The 16,796-nt window shown below is 71.5% G+C and carries 15 protein-coding genes; 4 read left to right on the top strand and 11 right to left on the bottom strand.

The window, feature by feature from the left end; translation table 11 throughout:
* Nucleotides 1-114: 114 nt before the first annotated feature.
* The 8 genes from ACICHK_RS32130 to ACICHK_RS32095 form a co-directional block, all read right to left on the bottom strand.
* The gene (locus ACICHK_RS32130) at nucleotides 115-1,920 is read right to left on the bottom strand and encodes a DUF2201 family putative metallopeptidase (protein WP_406839620.1); all 1,806 of its coding nucleotides are present in this window, start codon (nucleotides 1,918-1,920) and stop codon (nucleotides 115-117) included.
* Between the two features lie 46 nt (nucleotides 1,921-1,966).
* Nucleotides 1,967-3,028: an ATP-binding protein gene (locus tag ACICHK_RS32125; protein ID WP_151473026.1), complete on the bottom strand. Its 1,062-nt coding sequence runs from the start codon at nucleotides 3,026-3,028 to the stop codon at nucleotides 1,967-1,969.
* A 790-nt stretch (nucleotides 3,029-3,818) separates the two neighbouring features.
* Entirely contained in the window at nucleotides 3,819-4,991 is a 1,173-nt protein-coding gene (locus ACICHK_RS32120; RefSeq protein ID WP_406839619.1) for a hypothetical protein, read from the bottom strand.
* A gap of 376 nt (nucleotides 4,992-5,367) precedes the next feature.
* Nucleotides 5,368-6,114 carry a sulfite exporter TauE/SafE family protein gene (locus ACICHK_RS32115; RefSeq protein ID WP_406841374.1) on the bottom strand — a complete coding sequence of 249 codons (747 nt, stop codon included), beginning with the start codon at nucleotides 6,112-6,114 and terminating at the stop codon, nucleotides 5,368-5,370.
* A 155-nt stretch (nucleotides 6,115-6,269) separates the two neighbouring features.
* Complete coding sequence (locus ACICHK_RS32110; protein WP_406839618.1) at nucleotides 6,270-6,605, bottom strand: YnfA family protein; 336 nt, start codon at nucleotides 6,603-6,605, stop codon at nucleotides 6,270-6,272.
* Nucleotides 6,606-6,616: 11 nt separating this feature from the next.
* The gene (locus tag ACICHK_RS32105) at nucleotides 6,617-6,931 is read right to left on the bottom strand and encodes a hypothetical protein (protein ID WP_406839617.1); all 315 of its coding nucleotides are present in this window, start codon (nucleotides 6,929-6,931) and stop codon (nucleotides 6,617-6,619) included.
* Nucleotides 6,912-7,343: a MerR family transcriptional regulator gene (locus ACICHK_RS32100; RefSeq protein ID WP_406839616.1), complete on the bottom strand. Its 432-nt coding sequence runs from the start codon at nucleotides 7,341-7,343 to the stop codon at nucleotides 6,912-6,914. The genes ACICHK_RS32105 and ACICHK_RS32100 overlap by 20 nt, the downstream gene beginning before the upstream one ends.
* Before the next feature lie 8 nt (nucleotides 7,344-7,351).
* Nucleotides 7,352-7,687 (bottom strand): hypothetical protein, encoded by a 336-nt coding sequence (locus tag ACICHK_RS32095; RefSeq protein WP_406839615.1) that lies wholly within the window; start codon nucleotides 7,685-7,687, stop codon nucleotides 7,352-7,354.
* Nucleotides 7,688-8,098: 411 nt separating this feature from the next.
* Between ACICHK_RS32095 and ACICHK_RS32090 the strand changes: the two genes are divergently transcribed.
* A complete protein-coding gene (locus ACICHK_RS32090) occupies nucleotides 8,099-8,524 on the top strand; it encodes a hypothetical protein (RefSeq protein ID WP_406839614.1) in 426 nt (141 codons plus the stop codon).
* Between the two features lie 257 nt (nucleotides 8,525-8,781).
* The gene (locus ACICHK_RS32085; RefSeq protein ID WP_406839613.1) at nucleotides 8,782-11,577 is read left to right on the top strand and encodes a tetratricopeptide repeat protein; all 2,796 of its coding nucleotides are present in this window, start codon (nucleotides 8,782-8,784) and stop codon (nucleotides 11,575-11,577) included.
* A 329-nt stretch (nucleotides 11,578-11,906) separates the two neighbouring features.
* Here the strand turns inward: ACICHK_RS32085 and ACICHK_RS32080 are convergent, their stop codons facing one another.
* Nucleotides 11,907-12,563, bottom strand: coding sequence for a TetR/AcrR family transcriptional regulator (locus ACICHK_RS32080; protein ID WP_406839612.1), 657 nt, complete (start codon nucleotides 12,561-12,563; stop codon nucleotides 11,907-11,909).
* 91 nt (nucleotides 12,564-12,654) lie between these two features.
* Between ACICHK_RS32080 and ACICHK_RS32075 the strand changes: the two genes are divergently transcribed.
* The gene (locus ACICHK_RS32075) at nucleotides 12,655-13,068 is read left to right on the top strand and encodes a DUF4345 domain-containing protein (protein ID WP_406839611.1); all 414 of its coding nucleotides are present in this window, start codon (nucleotides 12,655-12,657) and stop codon (nucleotides 13,066-13,068) included.
* Nucleotides 13,069-13,209: 141 nt separating this feature from the next.
* Here ACICHK_RS32075 and ACICHK_RS32070 read toward each other — a convergent pair whose 3' ends face one another.
* Together ACICHK_RS32070 and ACICHK_RS32065 are read right to left on the bottom strand one after the other, a co-directional pair.
* The gene (locus ACICHK_RS32070) at nucleotides 13,210-15,228 is read right to left on the bottom strand and encodes an alkaline phosphatase family protein (RefSeq protein WP_406841373.1); all 2,019 of its coding nucleotides are present in this window, start codon (nucleotides 15,226-15,228) and stop codon (nucleotides 13,210-13,212) included.
* A gap of 217 nt (nucleotides 15,229-15,445) precedes the next feature.
* The gene (locus ACICHK_RS32065; RefSeq protein ID WP_404818649.1) at nucleotides 15,446-15,925 is read right to left on the bottom strand and encodes a hypothetical protein; all 480 of its coding nucleotides are present in this window, start codon (nucleotides 15,923-15,925) and stop codon (nucleotides 15,446-15,448) included.
* An 85-nt stretch (nucleotides 15,926-16,010) separates the two neighbouring features.
* Here ACICHK_RS32065 and ACICHK_RS32060 point away from each other — a divergent pair, with 85 nt between their 5' ends.
* Entirely contained in the window at nucleotides 16,011-16,784 is a 774-nt protein-coding gene (locus tag ACICHK_RS32060) for an MBL fold metallo-hydrolase (protein WP_406839610.1), read from the top strand.
* Nucleotides 16,785-16,796 lie beyond the last annotated feature (12 nt).

Here is a 16,796-nt window from a genome sequence, read left to right as displayed (position 1 = left end):
GATCACACCTGGGGCCGGTGCACCCGGTGGTTCGGGCGGCGACCTGCCGGTGCGTGTCCGGGATTTCGTCGCCGCGGGCCGCGGACTGACTCGCCGGGGCGGCGCGGCGGGTGCTCAGGTCACCCGGAAGACCGGCCCCCGCGCGGTGAACGGGAGCCGTGCGCCGTGTGGCACCAGATAGGCGTGCTCGCGCCGCACCCGCAGTACGTCGCAGTACCCGTCCGTGATCACCAGGACGGGTGCGCCCGGCGGGAAGTCGTCGGCGCGGTGCAGCAGGTCGACGCCCGGCTGCAGCACGGTGCCGCCGCGCCCGTGCACCCGTACGCGTCCGGCGATCTCCGTGACGGGCAGATAGCCCGCGTCGTGCGGGGCGGCGTCGCAGAACACCACGCGGGCGGCGGGTACGTCACGGGCCTCGGCGTAGGAGGCGATGGCCCCCAGTGCCTTGCCGAGCAGGGTGCGGTCCATGGAGGCGGAGGTGTCGAGCACGACGCCGAAGGTGCAGCGGGCGATCTCCTCGGGCGGGTACCAGCGGCCCGCGCGGGGGATGCCCGGGGTGGCCGCCTGCCGGCGCGAGGGACGCGCGTACGACCGCAGCGGCTCGGGCCGGGGCACGAACTCGTCGAACCAGCGGGCGAGCCGGGCGTCCCAGGGCAGCGGCGGGTGGCTGAGCGCGCGGATCTCCTCGACCAGGCCGCCGGGCAGGAAGCCGCGCTCCTGCTGCTGGTGCAGGTCGAGGCCCTGGGCCAGGCCGCGACGGTAGAACTCGTCGAGGTCGACGTAGTCGCGCGGTGAGCCGAGCGGCCCGCCCAGGATGTCGCCCGCTCCCCTGCCGCGCAGCGTGGCGAGGCGGCGCATCCGGCGCAGGTCTCCGGCGATCCGGTCGTACACCTCCTCGGCCGACAGGTCCTTCAGCTCCGGGTCGTGCAGCAGCCCGTCCGGCATCGTGCCGACCTGCATCTCGCACAGCCAGCCGTTGATCACGTAGTCGGCGGCGACGTTGAAGAGGTAGGGGTCCCGGGTGCCGCAGCGGTCACCGTGGCGCAGGGCGGCGTGCAGCATCTCGTGGGCGAGGACGAACCGCCATTCCTCGTCGCTGAACGTGCGCAGCGGGTTGATGTAGATCTCGGCCGCCCCGGTATCCACGGCGGCGACGGAGATGCCGTGGGCGCGGGCGAGTTCGGCGTCGGCGACGAGGGTGATGCCCGCCGCGAGGCCGCCGAGCAGCGGGTAGGAGGAGACGAACCAGCTCAGCGCCCGTTCCCAGGGCCGGAGCGGGGTGGGCCCCTCGCTCATGGAGGCGCGCCTGCCGCCCGCGACGTCCATCGCGGCGGCCATGGTGCGGGTCAGCGCGTGCGCGAAGGCCACCTGCCAGTCGGTCGGAACGGAGCCGTGCCACGTGCTCCGGGGCACGAGCACCTGGTCCGGGGCGCCGCCCGCCGTGCCGCAGCGTTCGTACCGGGACGGGATGCCGTCGCGGCGCCAGGCCGCGGCGAGCCGTTCCTCGTCGCCGTCGGGGTAGGAGTCCGGGAGGTCCTCGGGGGTCAGCCCCACCGAGAAGCCGAGCAGGAAACGGTTCACCACCGCGCAGCGGGCGGCGAGGTCGAAGCGGTCCGGCTGCTCGCGCGGCCCGGTCGCGGCGGGGACGTGGCCGAAGCCCAGGTGGATGACGGCGTGCGCCACCGCCCAGGCCCAGGCGGCGGGTTCGGCGCGACGGGTCGGGTGGACGTGCACGGTCCCGTTGGAGTCGACGACCGCCAGTCCGTCCCGGGGAACCCTGGCGCACGTCTCCTCCCGGCAGACGCGGAAGTCCATGGCGGCCAGCGCCGGGTTGGCCCGCACCAGCCGCAGCCCCTCGGCGAACGCCTCGGCGGCGGGATCGGGCTTGGCCTTGGCCCCGGCCCTGCGGGAACGGCTCATCGCGCGTCCCCCGCGGGCCGGGCCGGACACGGGATCGCGGGGACGCTCACCGGCGCGCCTCCACCAGGCGCGGCATGTCGCGGGCGGCCTCGACCAGGAACCACGCGGGCAGCACGGGATTGCCGTCCGCGTCCGACGCGATGACGCTCCGGGCGATCTCGACGGATATCTCGGCGAGCTGGACGAGCAGGGACTTGGCCCGGTACGCGGTCTGGCGGGTGTTCGCCGAGATGTGCTCCCGGGCGGCCGGGAGTTCCTTGATGAGCCGGCCGCGGAAGGACTCCGCGAGGTAGTACAGGAGATCGCGGTCCTCCGTGCGGGAGGGCCAGCCGGCGTCGCCCTTGAGGATGGCCTCGATGCCGAACCGGCTGCGCACGATCTTGACGTAACCGCAGAACGCGACCGCGTGCGCGGGCGTCAGCGTGCCGTGGGCGATCACCTTCAGGGTCTGCTCGTCGACCGCGTCGCCGAAGGATCCCAGCGCGTCGGAGAGCATGTGCCAGGAGCGCGGCGTGGAGAAGGGCTCCTCCGTCTTCGGCGGCTTGGACCACAGGTGGTCGGGGCGGTCGGTGAGGTGGTCGAGCACCCAGGGGTGGATGTCGTTCGCGGCGGCCCAGGCGAGCCAGTCCTTCGGGGAGGCCTCCAGGTGGACGTGGGTGAGCCGGTTGACCAGCGCCGAGGCGATCGGACGGGCCAGCGCGTTGTCCGTGGCCCGGTTGCCCGCGCCGATCACGATGGAGCCCTTCGGCAGCTCGTAGTCACCGATGCGGCGGTCCAGGATCAGCGAGTAGAAGGCCTTCTGCACGTCGGGGGTCGCCGCGTTCAGCTCGTCCAGGAACAGGCAGTACGGCTCGTCGCGGGCGATGGCCTGCGGCGGGCAGAAGACGGAACGCCCGTCACGGATCTGCGGCACGCCGATCAGGTCCTCGGGCGCCAGCTGCGTGCCCAGCAGGCTCACGCACTCCAGCCCGAGCGATTCGGCGAACTCCCTGACCAGGGAGGACTTTCCGATGCCGGGGGCGCCCCAGAGGAAGACCGGCCGCACGGTGGCGAGACCGAGAAGCAGTTCCGGGACGCGGGAGGGAGTGACGGTGACGGCTGCCTGCACAGGCGGACTCCTTGGACGGACGGGAGAGGTGGCGAAAAGGACGTGAGGGACGTGTGCGCGAAAGCGCGCGGCGCCCACAGTGTGGGCGCGGCGGTCCGTCCGCCGCCTCCCATTTTCCGGCGCGCACGGCCTCCGGAGAGGACGGGCGTCTTTGCGTCGTCGCCGCGAACGGCGCCTGAACCGGGTTGCGCGGTCCGGCAGTTGGTGGCGTCCAAGACGCACCCCTCTGAGGAACCGGTGCCTCGGGCAGATCAGCGGAGGCTCTGCGCCGAACTGTTTCGCGAACGGAGCAACGCAGGCCCCCGCCGGCACACCCGGTCCCGCACTCACCACCTCCGTGATGCACGCCTCCCGTGATCACGGACCACCGGTTGCAACTCCCGGTCGACCGGGAACCGACGGGGAACTGCAGGGGTTGACGGACAGCGCACAACCACCATCAGTTTCGCGTGATACGCACCCCAGACCGCAACGACAGCCAGTGCCACAAGCACCATGCCCGCGAAGGGCGGGACAGGGTCGAAGGCCGCAGGACGGACAACGTGGTCCGAAGCCTCGGGTCCACTGCCGGGTGACACGCACGGAAAAGCGGACAACGCTCCCAGGAAGACCCCGCCGATACCGAGCAGCGGAGTCAGCGCGACCACCTCGACGAGGAGGTACTTCCCTCTTGTCAGCCAGGTACGGAGGGACGCTCCCCCGGACGTGAGGCCACCCGTATCGGCACTCTGATCTTGCGGCACTGCCCCTCCTTGCATCCAAAAGCGGGGGCGGACCCTGCCAGGTGGCGTCAGTCCGTCCGGCGGCGGGCTCGGCGGGTGCGGATCAGGGCGGCGGCGAGGAGCCCGGTCAGCGCCACGGCTGCCGTACTCGCGGCTACGGCCCAGGCCGTCGCACCGGAGCCGTCGGCTGCGCCGGTGGTGACGGGAGCGGTAATGGGAGCGGTGTTGTTCCCGGGGTCGGCGTCGCCCCGCAGCGGCCTCCCCTGAGCGTCCACGACACGGATCCTGCCGCCGGTGAGCCTGGACGGGTCATCGATCCGCAACTCGAAGGGATAGGCGATGTGGAACCCGTCCCGGAGCAGGGCTACCTCGAAGTCGGAGGTGTACACACCGTACTCGCACGTATATGTCTTCACCGGCCTGCGGTCGGTGATCTTGCACTTCTCCGGGTCGCTCAGCACGGTCACGCCCTTGGGGAGCCTCACTTCGACATTGGCGAACGGATCGTCGTTCTCGATGCTGTGTTGGGCCCAGACGTTGGCGCCGTGGAAGTCCAGGGCCAGGTCGGCCGTGACCCTCCCGCCCTTCCTGCCCTTGAGCGCGGTGCCCGTCACCTCGAAATCCCACGGGTTGTCCATGGGCACGAACAGAACGCCGTGCGTGTCTTCGAACAGAGGGCTGTGCGTGCCGCCGGCCCGGCCGGCGGCGGGCGGCACGCTGCCGGTGCGCCGCGCGAGGGTCAGCTCCTCGCCCCGGCCCCGATGCCGGTCCCGCCACTTGCGGTTGGACCAGCCCCTCTGCTCGATCTTTCCCACGGTCATGTCCACGTCTCCTGAGCTGGCCAGACTGCCCGCCTTCAGGGGGATGGGGGCCAGGTCGACGGACTCGCCGGACTCGACCCGCGCCTCGATCAGGCACAGCGCCTGGCGGGAGCCCCGGAACTCCGGGGAGGACGGTTCCTCGGTGCCGTACTCGCAGTTGCTGTACTCCGTCGCGAACGAGATCCCCTCGGACACCTTCATGGAGACGGCGACCTGCCGCAGCGCCCGCTCACCGTGATAGGTGAACCCGCCCCGCACGCGGAACGTCGACCCTCCGTGGATGAGCTTGCCACCGTCCTGTTCCAGACGGTCGAACGTCAGCCGGTCCTCGTCCTCCGCACTCTCCGCCGGGAGGACGCGACTGCTGCCCGCGGGCAGCGACCCCGCGTCCCCCTGCCCGGGCTGGTGCGTCACCGGCACGCCCGGGAGCAACCCTCCGCCCAACACGGCAGCCGTCACCGCACATACCCGAGCGAGCCCGAGCCGTCTGATCACGTGTTCCCTTTCGAACGGGGCCCGGGCAGAGCGGGGCAGGCGCCGCGAACGTGCCGGCGAGCCCGGGTGCATGGCCTTTACCTGTGAGGACAAGTCCGGCGGGCCCAGGGTTGTACCGGGCACCGAGGGCTTGCCGGGTCCGTTCCGCGAGCACCGGGCCAAGTGGGGCGAGGAGCGTCCCCGGTCATTCTCAAGAACCCCCGTCACCACGGCGCCCAGCGGCCTTATCGAGCAGCACCCACGGCCCGACAGCCCACTGTCACCGAGTGAGTTACAACCTTTTCCACTGGTTCGACGCAGGTCAGCGCAGCGCGTTGATCGCGTAGAGGGTGCCGAGACCGGCGGCCAGTGAGCCCAGGAGCAGGCGCAGGAAGGTCTCGGGCATCCGTGGCTGGAGACGGGCGCCGAGGTAGCCGCCGATGAGACCGCCCGAACCGCAGGCCAGGCCGAGGAACCAGTCGGGAGCGATGCTGCCGCCGTGGCCCAGCGAGAGCAGGGCGTAGGTGGAGGCGCCGAGCAACGAGGTGGCGAACGTGGAGGCGAGCGCGGCCGGGGCGACTTGGGAGACGGGGAGGCCACGACCGACGAGGACGGGGCCGAGGATCGAACCGCCACCGATGCCGTAGACGCCGCCCACGACCCCGACCACGAGGGCCAGACCCGTCACGGCCCGGGGCGAAGGCGCAGACCGTTGGGGTTCCGGGGGCTCGGGGCGGAGCGTCCGGATGACGAGCCAGGTGCCGAGCGGCAGCATCAGGGCGGCGACCAGGAGACGGAAGACGTCGGGGCCCGGGAGGGCGAACACGCGGATGACCGCTCCGAGGACCACCCCGGGCAGGGTGCCCAGCACCAGTCGGCGCACGAGCGGTCCCCTCAGGGCGCCGTCGCGACGGTAGCGCAGGAGGGCTCCAGGGCCTGCCACGACGTTGTAGAGCAGGTTCGTGGGCGTGACGGACGGGTTCGGCACGGCGAACACGCTGAGCTGTACGGGCAGGAGGAACACCGCCCCGGACACCCCGACCGGCGCAGTCACCACAGCGATGAGCATCCCGACCGCGAGGCCGGCCGCCCCCAGCTCCCCATCCACCCGATGCCCCCGCCGTGCCTCAGTCCGTCCCGGTCGCCCAGTGGCGACAGACTAGATCGCCCTGGACGTCGAGGGTCAAAGGCTCCGTCCCACTCCGTGGGACACCCCGGGCACGATCAATGGCCGCGCGGGGCGTACATGATCACGGCCATTCCGGCGAGGCAGATCAGCGCGCCGGTGAGGTCCCACCGGTCGGGGCGGTAGCCGTCGGCGACCATGCCCCAGGCGATCGACCCTGCGACGAAGATGCCGCCGTACGCGGCGAGGACACGGCCGAAGTTGTCGTCGGACTGGAGGGTCGCCACCACCCCGTAGATGCCGAGGGCGATGACGCCGGCGCCGATCCAGGCCCAGCCTTTGTGCTCGCGGATGCCCTGCCACACCAGCCAGGCACCACCGATCTCGAAGAGAGCGGCGACGACGAACAGGGCAATGGAACGAGCAACGGTCATATCGGCGGACCCTACCGGCGGCCCACCCCTGTGATCTTCAGCGGGTCATCGGAGGCGTTGCAGCCACATGCGCCCTCACCTGCACTCTTCGGCGAGCAGGAGCAGGAGGGGCGGCGCTGGCCGAGCCACCACGTTCCGACGGCGAGGACGGCCAGGACCACGGCGATGGCAGGCAGCCATCCCACGACCACTCCGGCACCCGCGCCGACGACCCCGGCCGTGATCAGGACGGGCAGCGCGCAGCAGGCCACACAGGCCAGGGCGGCCAGGCCCCCGAGCGCCGTGGATGTCTTGTGCGGGCGGGAGTCAGCAGCAGGGTCCGGCATGACGCTCCTTGGCGAGGTCGGTGAAGGGGATCGGGCAGCAGGAACTGGAGGCACAGACGGTCAGGTCGTCGCAGCCCGCCTCGACGGCGGCGACCAGGGCGGTGCGGATGGTGGTCAGGTCGGCGATCTTCGCGTCGACCTCGGCGAGCTTGGCCGCGGCGCGCTCCTGCAGGCCGGCCACCGGGCGGCCGTGACGGTGGCGGCCGGCCTCCAGCAGCTCGCCGACCTCCTCCAGGGTGAACCCGAGCCGTTGAGCGGCCTTGATCACCCGCAGTGCAGTGACCGCATCCTCGCCGTACAGGCGGTGACCGCCGTTGCTGCGTTGCGGCTCGGCGAGCAAGCCACGCCGCTCGTAGTAGCGCAGGGTCTGGATGTTCACCCCGGCAGCCTCGGCGACCTGACCACTGCGCATGCCCGCGCTCACCCTCGTTCCCCATCAGCGGCGGTCCGGGAGGCGAGAGCGTCCAACACCGCAGCGTGCGGCTGGTCGACGGAGATCACCAGTCGGATCAGGTCCTCGTCCGGGGTGACCGTGAAAGCGAAGAACGAGCAGCAGCCGCTCTCGCGCTCCACCAGGTCCCGGACCCGCTCCTCGACGCCGGGCCCGCCCGCCAGATCAAGCCGCAGCTGAAGCGGCTCGGGACGGGACAGAGACCTCAGCCGCTCGGAGAACAACGCATCCCACTCCGCGACCCGCAAAGGCTGCTCCTCGGTGGGCAGCGTGCAGGACTGCGGTACCCATGCCAGATCGCTCATCGCGTCGCTCCCGTCTTCACGCCCCGCGGATGGGGACACTCCGACGGTAAACCTGTACCTGGGTACCGGTTGCAACCCCGCACAGGCGTGAGACCGGGCGACGCGCCCCTCCCGTGCCGCATCCGTGCCACATCGTGCGGTCAGCCACGGTCAACGACGGTTCACCACAGCCGAGATGCGCCGTGCACCTTGGCAGCGGCTACAGCCGAAGCGACCCGGAGAAGTGCGTCGCCGACCGCTTCCGCCCTTACAAGGCCGCGGTCTGCCCTTCTCCGGTGCAGTCGTGCTCAAGTCGATGACCGGCGAGGTGTTCGCGGGAGCCGCTTCAGATGATTCGGGCGTCTTGGCCTCACGGCCAGAGCCTTGTTCCTACGCTGAGTTCTTTCGGAGCCGCGTGGGTTTGGGGATCAAGTGGATGCTGAGATCGTGCAGTTGGTCGGGCAGGCGGGGCCGGCCGTGACGGCTGCGGTGGGGGCGTATGGGGCAGCGGTGCTGACCCGCACACAGGATGCTGCCGCCGACGCCACCGTTAGTCTCGGGCAACGGATTCTTCAACTGGTCTGGCGGCATAGGGACGAAGAAGGTCAGGCGGAGCTGGAACGGGTGGTGGGCGAGGCCGCCGACGAGCAGGACGACACGTACTCCACAGCCGTGCTGAGCCGCCTGCTCAAGCAGGCGTTGCAGAACGATCCCGCACTCCGGGAGGAACTGGCCGCCGTACTGCCCGCTCCTGTGCCGGGCACGGTCAATGTCACGGCGTCTGGTGAGCGGTCGATCGCCGCCCAGCACATCGGTACTGCCATCACCGGTGACGGTCACATTGCGCCGCGGCCGTGAGTACGGACAAGGATTGGTCGCGGCCGGGGATCGAGGCGGTCGGGCCGAGGGCGATCGCCGCCCAGCGCATCGGTAGCGCCTTCACGGGCGATGTACTGCCGGTCGAGGCACTGCACGCACCGAGCAAGGCCGCGGCGGCCCCGGGCACCTCCAATCTGCCCCCGGCTGCCCTCTGCCTGGGGCGGGAGGATGAACTAGCTGCGTTGCGGCGCATCCTGACCAGCCGCCATGAGAGTGCGATCACGCAGAGCGGGACGGTGCATGGTCTCGGCGGGATCGGCAAGACCACGCTCGCCCTGCACTACGCCCACCGCCACCGCGGCGACTACAGCCTGATCTGGTGGATCAACGCCGGGTCTCCCGACGAGATCGAGACCTCACTCACCAGCCTCACCCACACCCTGGTACCCGACTGGGCCACCACCGCGGGGCGGGAAGCGCAGGTGGCGTGGGCGATGCAGTGGCTGGCCTGGCATCCGGGCTGGCTGCTGGTCTACGACAACGTGGAGGATCCCGACGACCTCGCCGCCTACACCGGTGCCCTTCACCAGGGCCATCACCTCGCCACCAGCCGCCGCACCACCGGCTGGCCCGACAGCGCCCCCACCCTGACCCTGGGCAACCTCGACCCTGACGACGCCACTGCCCTGCTGTGCCGGCTCGTGTTCAAGGAGACCAGCCCCACACCTCGCCAGCAGGCCGAAGCCAGGGCCCTTGCCGCCGAGCTGGGATACTTCCCGCTGGCGATCAAACAGGCCGGCGCCTACCTGGCCCAGAACCGCGGCATCAGCCTGGACTCCTACCGCCGCCGCCTGGACACCAAACTCGCCAAGACCGCCCACGGCACCGACACCGAACGCACCCTCGCCCGCATCTGGAACGTCACCCTCCACACACTGGAGGAGGCCGATCCACTGGCCGTGGAGGTGCTGCACACCGCCGCCTGGCTGGCCCCCGACGACATCCCCCACAGCCTGCTCACCCCGCCCGGCACCGACCCGGACGACGTCGCCGAAGCCGTGGGAACCCTGGCCGCCTACAGCATGGTCACCGACACCGGCGCCACTCTGAGCATTCACCGCCTGGTCCAGACCGTCCTGCGTAGCGCTCAGAACACTGACGACACGCAGTTGTCCCGACACCTGGAGGGGCGCGACCGCGCTGAACGAGCGGTCCTCCACAGTCTGGCTCCCCTCCCCGCCCAAGACACCGCTGCCGAAGAGCAGTGGGACACGCTGACACCTCATCTCGTTGCCCTGGCGGGCACCAGACAGGCCGAACACCACGACAGCCCATTGACCAGCCTGTACGAGATCGCCGGCCATCGGCTTCACCAGCAAGGCCACACAGCGCGTGCCATCCCCCTGCGCGAAGCCACCCTCGCCCAGTGCGAGCAGACCCTGGGCGACACCCACCCCCACACCCTCGACTGCCGCAACAACCTCGCCAGCGCCTACAGTGCGGCGGGCGACCTGCAGCGCGCCGTCCCTCTGTACGAGGCCACCCTCGCCCAGTACGAGCAGACCCTGGGTGACACCCACCCCCACACCCTCAACTGCCGCAACAACCTCGCCAGCGCCTACTACACAGCGGGCGACCTGCAGCGCGCCATCCCCCTGCTGGAAGCCACCCTCGCCCAGTACGAGCAGACCCTGGGCGACACCCACCCCAGCACCCTGCGATGCCGCAACAACCTCGCCAGCTCCTACGAATCCGCGGGGAACCTGGGCCGCGCCATCCCTCTGTACGAGGCCACCCTCACCCAACGCGAACAGGCCCTGGGCGACACCCACCCCGACACCTTGCAAAGCCGCAGTAACCTCGCCTACGCCTACAAGGCAGCGGGGGATCTGGGCCGCGCCATCCGCCTGCACGAGGTCGCCCTCGCCCAACGCGAGCAGGTCCTGGGCGACACCCACCCCGACACCCTGACCAGCCGCAACAACCTCGCCAGCTCCTACAATGCGGCAGGGGATCTGGGCCGCGCCATCCCCCTGTACGAAGCCACCCTCACCCAACGCGAGCAGGTCCTGGGCGATACCCACCCCGACACCCTGAACAGCCGCAACAACCTCGCCATCGCTTACCACGCGGCGGGTGATCTGCAGCGTGCCATCCCTTTGCTGGAAGCCAGCCTCGCCCAGTGCGAACAGGTCCTCGGCGACACCCATCCGGACACACTCAACGGCCGCATCAACGTCGCTGGTGCATACACGGCGGCAGGGAAACTTGACCGTGCCATCCCTCTGCTGGAGGCAGCCCTCGCCCAGTGCGAGCAGGCCCTGGGCGACGCCCACCTCCATACCCTGACCAGCCGCAACAACCTCGCGAGTGCCTACAAGGCGGCAGGGGATCTGGGCCGCGCCATCCCCCTGTACGAAGCCACCCTCACCCAATACGAGCAGGTCCTCGGTGACACCCACCCCAACACCCTCGACGGCCGCAACAACCTCGCCTATGCCTACAAGGCGGCGGGGGACCTGGGCCGCGCCGTCCCTCTGTACGAAGCCACCCTCGCCCAGTACGAGCAGACCCTGGGCGACACCCACCCCAACACCCTGACCAGCCGCAACAACCTCGCGAGTGCCTACATGGCAGCGGGCGATCTGCAGCGCGCTCTCCCTCTGTACGAGACCACCCGGGCACAGTGCGAGCAGGTCCTCGGCGACACCCACCCCCACACCTTGCAATGCCGCAACAGCCTCGCCGGCGCCTACTACGCGGCAGGCGATCTGCGGCGCGCCATCCCACTACTGGAAGCCACCCTCGCCCAGTGCGAGCAGGCCCTGGGCGACACTCACCCCCTCACTCTCAACAGCCGCATCAACCTCGCCGTCGTCCATCACGCGGCGGGTGATCTGCGGCGCGCCATCCCATTGCTGGAAGCCACCCTCGCCCAGTGCGAGCAGATCCTCGGCGACACCCACCCCCACACCTTGCAATGCCGCGACAACCTCGCCAACGCCCGTCGACAAGCCGAAGCCGTACAGCACGGAAGTACGGCAACCTCAGCGACCGAGGCTGTACCTCAAAAGCCGGCCACGGCTGATTGAGCAGCCCGCGAACTGTCAGTGACCTCCCTGCCGAGAGTTCGGGACGAAGAGTTCGTGCCCGCCGCCGCGGCTGACTGTCTTCGGCCGAAGTTCAGGCGGCGTGCAGCAAGGGTGTCGGCCATCGATCGCGCGCGGCGGAGCCGGCCGTCCCAGGTTGCTCAACCGTGGCCGAGGCCGGCCACCGGCGGCGACCAGGCGCCTGAGTTGACCGCTCCCGGACAGGAAGGACGCAGCTCGCCGAGATCCCCGGCAAGACCCGGGGCAAGAGGGAGCAGCTTCCGTGATCACGCCTCCCACCCGCGCGGTCGGCGCAGATGTGAGGCGTTTCTTCATGCGCCGAAACCTCTCCGGGCGCCCTGGACGCCCGGGTCGGACCCTTGTCGCGGCCAGTCGGGGGCGGGGTCCTCGGCGAGCAGCGGCCGGAGGGCGCCGAGGACCGCGCCGATGCAGACGTCGCGCAACTGGGTGCGGGTGCACGTCTCGTGGGTGAGCCAGTCGACGCAGAGGACCTGGACGAAGACCAGCCAGCTTTTCAGGACGCCGGACACGGCCTCGCGGGCACTCTCGTCCGCGAGCGGGAGCACGCCCATCAGTCGCGCGCGGAGCGCGTCCAGCTCGTTCGTCATGATCGTCTGGATCACCGGATCGCCCGCGAGCACCCGGTTCGCCGCGAGGACGGCGTTGCGGTTCGCCACGAAGTAGTCGAGATGGACATCCATGCCCTGGACGAGCTGTTCCACCAGGGAGTCGGCGGGGTCGAGCCGCGTCTCGGCGAGCAGCTGGTCGGCCGCCTGCTGGTAGACGGCCGCGAAGAGGGCGTGCTTGCTGGAGAAGTGACGGTAGAGCAAGGCCCGGGAGACACCGGCCTCTTCGGCGACCTCCTCCATCAGCACGTCGGCGTACGCGTGCGCGGCGAAGAGCCGTGCGCCCACGGCGAGGAGCTGGGCGCGGCGGTCGGCGGGGGCGAGTCGTTGGCGGGGAGACACGGATGAAGTCTAGTTGACATATGTCTACTAGAGCTCCCATCGTAGTAGACACACGTCAACTAAGCTCCGCCGAGACGGCTTGGAGAGAACTATGGCCAGGGTTCTGCGCATACTCACCCAGCTGATGGGCTGGTCCTCTGTGGCGATCGGCCTGTTCCACGTGGCGCTCGGCAACGCGGCGATTCCCGGGGCCGGTTCCGCCGGCGCGACGGTCGACAGTTGGGGCCGGTTCATGGGAGCCGTCTTCGTCGGCTACGGACTGGCCTGGCTCTGGGCCGCGCGGCAGCGTCCGATCCCGGCTCGGGCAGTGCGATGGCTGGCCGGCGTCTTCCTGCTGGGCGGCGTGGGCCGGCTGCTCTCGCTCGCCGTGCACGGCCGGCCGCAGTGGTTCCAGATCGCGCTGGCGGTGATCGAACTCAGCCTGCCGCTGGTCTTCTTCCGGCTGGCCGACTCGGAGGAGCGGACCCTGCGCGACGACGTGGAGGCCACGCCTGCCGGGCGGTGAACGCGCGCGAGCGGAGCGGGCCCGGAGACGCGCGGCCGTAGGCCGCTCCAGTGCCGTGGCGGGTGAGCCGGCATCGACCGCGTCGCATGCACCGACGACACAGGCGTGGTCCCCGCCCCGGCCGTGAGGTGGGATCCCCGCTCAGGCGGCCCGCTCGTCCGGGTGGGACGGCAGCGGTACCTGGGGCCCGTCGCACTCGCGCAGCCAGCGCCGCAGCACGTCGTGCACGCGCTCCGCGCCGACGATCCCGGGGTCCGGCCCCGCGGGTCCGGTGTCCGCGCCGGCCGGTGCGGACAGGGTCACCGGGGAGAGCAGGAAGGGACGCCCCTGGGCGCCGCCGAGCCCGCCGTGCGAGCCGATCTGCTCCTCGAAGGCGAGGACTTCGCCCTCGGCGGGGTCGTACGAGGAGTTGACCATGATGTCGGCGGTGTGCGGGAACGTGTGCGTGCGCCGCACCGCGGCGGCGGCGCCGGGGCCGAAGTCGGCCAGGGGGCCCGGGTGTCCGTCGTCCAGCCGGTCCACCGGCACCTCGGCGCCGTGCGCGCCGAGCACGAGGCCGCCGTGCTCCTCGCTGCGGACCAGGAGGAAGCCGACGCCGGGGTGGTTGGCGAGCGTGGACAGCAGCGCGGGATGGCGCCGGTCGATCTCCTCCCGGCTCATCCGGTGCGGAACGTCGGGGAAGGAGACGAGACCGAGGTTGCCGGAGGCCAGGACCAGGGGCTCGGAGCGGCGCCCCGCCGGTCCGCGCAACTCCTCGCGCTCCTCGACCGGTCTGCGCAGGGCGGCCCGGACGGCGGCCCGCGCCTCGGCACCGCTGTGGGTGCGCCGCGCCTTGCGGGGCACGGGCAGTCCGCAGCCGGCCCGGACCAGATTGCCGAGGCTGAGGCCGTACCGGGTCAGGAAGGTCTCTCCCGGGCTCTGGCCGTGGTCGGAGAGCACCACGATCCGGTACGGCCGCGGGGCGTGCTCGGCGACCTTCTCGATCAGCGCGAGCGACCGGTCGAGCCGCTCCAGGATCTTCTCGGCGTCCCGGCTGCGCGGCCCGGAGTGGTGCGCCACCTCGTCGTAGGCCACCAGGTCCGCGTAGACCGCGTCGCGTCCGGCGAGCATGTCGCCGATCACCGCGGCGACCACGACGTCCCTCTCGACGACGGTCGCGAAGGCACGGACGAACGGGTACAGCCCGCCGCGCTTGACGCGGGGCCGCCGGCGCTGGAGACGGGCCCGGACCGACTGGCCCGCCTCCCTGAACACCTCGGCGACGAACGACATCGCCGTACGGACGGCGTTGGCCGGGTCGGAGAAGTACGCGAAGTAGCCGGCCCGCGAGCGGTTGTCCCGTCCCCTGCGCGCGGCCACGGACAGCACGAGGGCGAGCTCGTCGGCGCCGCCGCTGAAGAGGTTGCCGCGGCTCGCGCCGCCGGCGGTGAGCAGCCCCCCGTCGCCGGTGTGCGCGACGGCCCGCCGCTGGAGTTCGGCGGCGCTGGTCGGCCGGTTGCAGACCATGACCTCCTGGGTGTCCTTCTCGTACCACCGGAAGGCCGGGACGTCGTGGTTGCTGCCGTGCAGGATGCCGAGCTGGCTGGCGCCGGTCTGGCTGGACCAGTCGGTCCTCCAGGGCGTGAGCCGGTGGGTGGGGCGGGTCCCGTCGAGCCAGCGGGCGGTGGTCGGCATCAGCTCCTTGTCGACCGCCTCCCGCAGCACGTCGTGCCCGACGCCGTCGAGCTGGAGGAAGACCATGCCGGGGGTGGAGGGGCCGGGCCGCCCGGCGGCACGTCTGCGGCGCCGGTCGGCGAGCCGGTAGAGGCGGCGCCGGTACGCGTCGTCGTCCCGTACGGCGAGGGCGGCGCCGGTGGCCGAGGCGACGGCCGACATGACGGCGGCCACGACCACGGCGGTCTCGGGGGCCGCGTCACCGTGCCCGGAGGGGTTGAGCCGCAGGGCGATCAGCAGCAGCGAGCCGTTCAGGAAGAAGACGAGCAGACCGAGCACGAAGGCCGGGACGAGCAGCAGGGTCCGCACGAGCAGGGGCCACACCAGCGACGACAGGAGACCGAAGACACCCGCGCCGGCCGCCGCGGTGACGGCGATCCGTGTCGCGCTGTCCCCGCTCTGCGACTGCAGCCGGAAGTCGGGCAGCGCACCGGCGAGGACGAGCATCGTGACCGTGGACACGGCCCACACCGTGATGCTGCGTCCCGTCGCGCTGGCGAGGCGCCGCCACCGTCCCTTGTCCACGCCCAGCCCACCTCACGTCCCGGCCCGCCCGGTCCGCGCGGCCTGCTCCCACCCTGTCACAACGGCCGGAGATCCCCAGAAGTCCCCAAAAGCCGCGGGAACTCCCCCGGGGGTCCGGGGAATCGCCCCGGGTGAGGGGTCAACGGCCGTCGTATCCGGCCGTCGGCATCGACAGGCGGCGGTGGACGCTGGCCTTCATCTGGGCGTCGTACGACGGTTCGGCGGTGCCCACGGTCTCGACGCGGACGCCGCGGCGCGCGCACTCGGCGGTGAACTCCTCCACCGAGGCGAGGGCGCGCTCCAGCACCCGGCGGCTGGGCGCGACGAACAGGTCCACGAGACCGGCCTCGACGTCCGCCCACAGGCTGCGGTGGTCGGGGCGCAGACCGCGCACCAGGAGTTCCCGGGTGACGACATGGCCGTGTTCGGCGGCCCAGCGGGCGCACATCGCGTGCTGGCTGCGGGAGTCGACGAGGAAGGGGTCCTCGTCGAGCTCCTCCAGGGGCGTCAGGCTCGCGATCGCCATGACGCGGAGCGACGGGGGGCGCGGCACGGGGCCGCTCCGCTCGTGCGGGCGCGCGAGGGCGTGCGTGCCGGAGGCACCGCGTGCGTCTCTCATGGTGTCCCCCTCACCTCCGGGTTTCGCCGCAGACCCTACTCCTGCCCGTAGGCTCGGGGGGAGTCGCGCGCAAGGAGGCGAAGAGGTGCCGGTGGAGATCACCTGGTGGGGGCATGCCACCTGCACGCTGGAGGACTCCGGGACACGCGTGCTCACCGATCCCCTCTTCGCGCGCCGGCTCGCGCACCTGCGGCGCAGGCGCGGGGCGCCGCCCCCTCCCCCGGCGGCGGTCGCGGACGTCGCGCTCGTCTCCCATCTGCACGCCGACCATCTGCATCTGCCCTCGCTGGCGCGGCTGGCCCCGGGCACCCGGCTGCTCGTGCCGCGCGGGGCCCCGCGCTCGGTGCCGGGACTGCGCAGGCTGGACCATCTGCGGCTCACGGAGGTCGTGCCCGGTGACCGCACCCGGGTCGGTGACCTGGCCGTACGCACGGTCCCGGCGCGGCACGACGGACGCCGGCTGCCGATCGGCCCGCACCGCTCCCCCGCCGTGGGGTACGTGATCGAGGGCGAGGCGCGGACGTACTTCGCCGGGGACACGGGGCTGTTCGCGTCGATGGCCGAGGAGGTCGGACCGGTCGACGTGGCCCTGCTGCCGGTGGGCGGCTGGGGTCCGTATCTCGGGGAGGGACATCTCGACGCGGGGCGTGCCGCGGAGGCGCTCGCGGAGTTGCGTCCGCTCAGCGCTGTGCCGGTGCACTACGGCACGTTCTGGCCCATCGGGATGGATGCCGTGCGCCCCCATGAATTCCATGCGCCGGGTGAGGAGTTCGTGCGCCTGGCCGCCGAGCGTGCGCCCCAGGTGGCGGTGCACCTGCTGCGGCAGGGCGAGAGCGTGCGTCCGGAGGCCGCTCGGTGATGCCCTGGTCCG

Origin of the sequence: Streptomyces sp. AHU1, assembly GCF_045343905.1 — a bacterium.
GTDB lineage: Bacteria > Actinomycetota > Actinomycetes > Streptomycetales > Streptomycetaceae > Streptomyces > Streptomyces triticiradicis.
The sequence above is the reverse complement of the archived record's forward strand: the minus strand, read 5'-3'. Positions and strand labels throughout refer to the sequence as shown.

Excerpts from the sequence above, each read along its gene's own strand:
- ACICHK_RS32110 (WP_406839618.1), bottom strand. The coding sequence starts at position 6,605 with ATGACCGTTGCTCGTTCCATTGCCCTGTTCGTCGTCGCCGCTCTCTTC.
- ACICHK_RS32065 (WP_404818649.1), bottom strand. The coding sequence starts at position 15,925 with ATGAGAGACGCACGCGGTGCCTCCGGCACGCACGCCCTCGCGCGCCCG.
- ACICHK_RS32130 (WP_406839620.1), bottom strand. The coding sequence starts at position 1,920 with ATGAGCCGTTCCCGCAGGGCCGGGGCCAAGGCCAAGCCCGATCCCGCC.
- ACICHK_RS32095 (WP_406839615.1), bottom strand. The coding sequence starts at position 7,687 with ATGAGCGATCTGGCATGGGTACCGCAGTCCTGCACGCTGCCCACCGAG.
- ACICHK_RS32070 (WP_406841373.1), bottom strand. The coding sequence starts at position 15,228 with ATGCTCGTCCTCGCCGGTGCGCTGCCCGACTTCCGGCTGCAGTCGCAG.
- ACICHK_RS32115 (WP_406841374.1), bottom strand. The coding sequence starts at position 6,114 with ATGCTCATCGCTGTGGTGACTGCGCCGGTCGGGGTGTCCGGGGCGGTG.
- ACICHK_RS32100 (WP_406839616.1), bottom strand. The coding sequence starts at position 7,343 with ATGCGCAGTGGTCAGGTCGCCGAGGCTGCCGGGGTGAACATCCAGACC.
- ACICHK_RS32105 (WP_406839617.1), bottom strand. The coding sequence starts at position 6,931 with ATGCCGGACCCTGCTGCTGACTCCCGCCCGCACAAGACATCCACGGCG.
- ACICHK_RS32075 (WP_406839611.1), top strand. The coding sequence starts at position 12,655 with ATGGCCAGGGTTCTGCGCATACTCACCCAGCTGATGGGCTGGTCCTCT.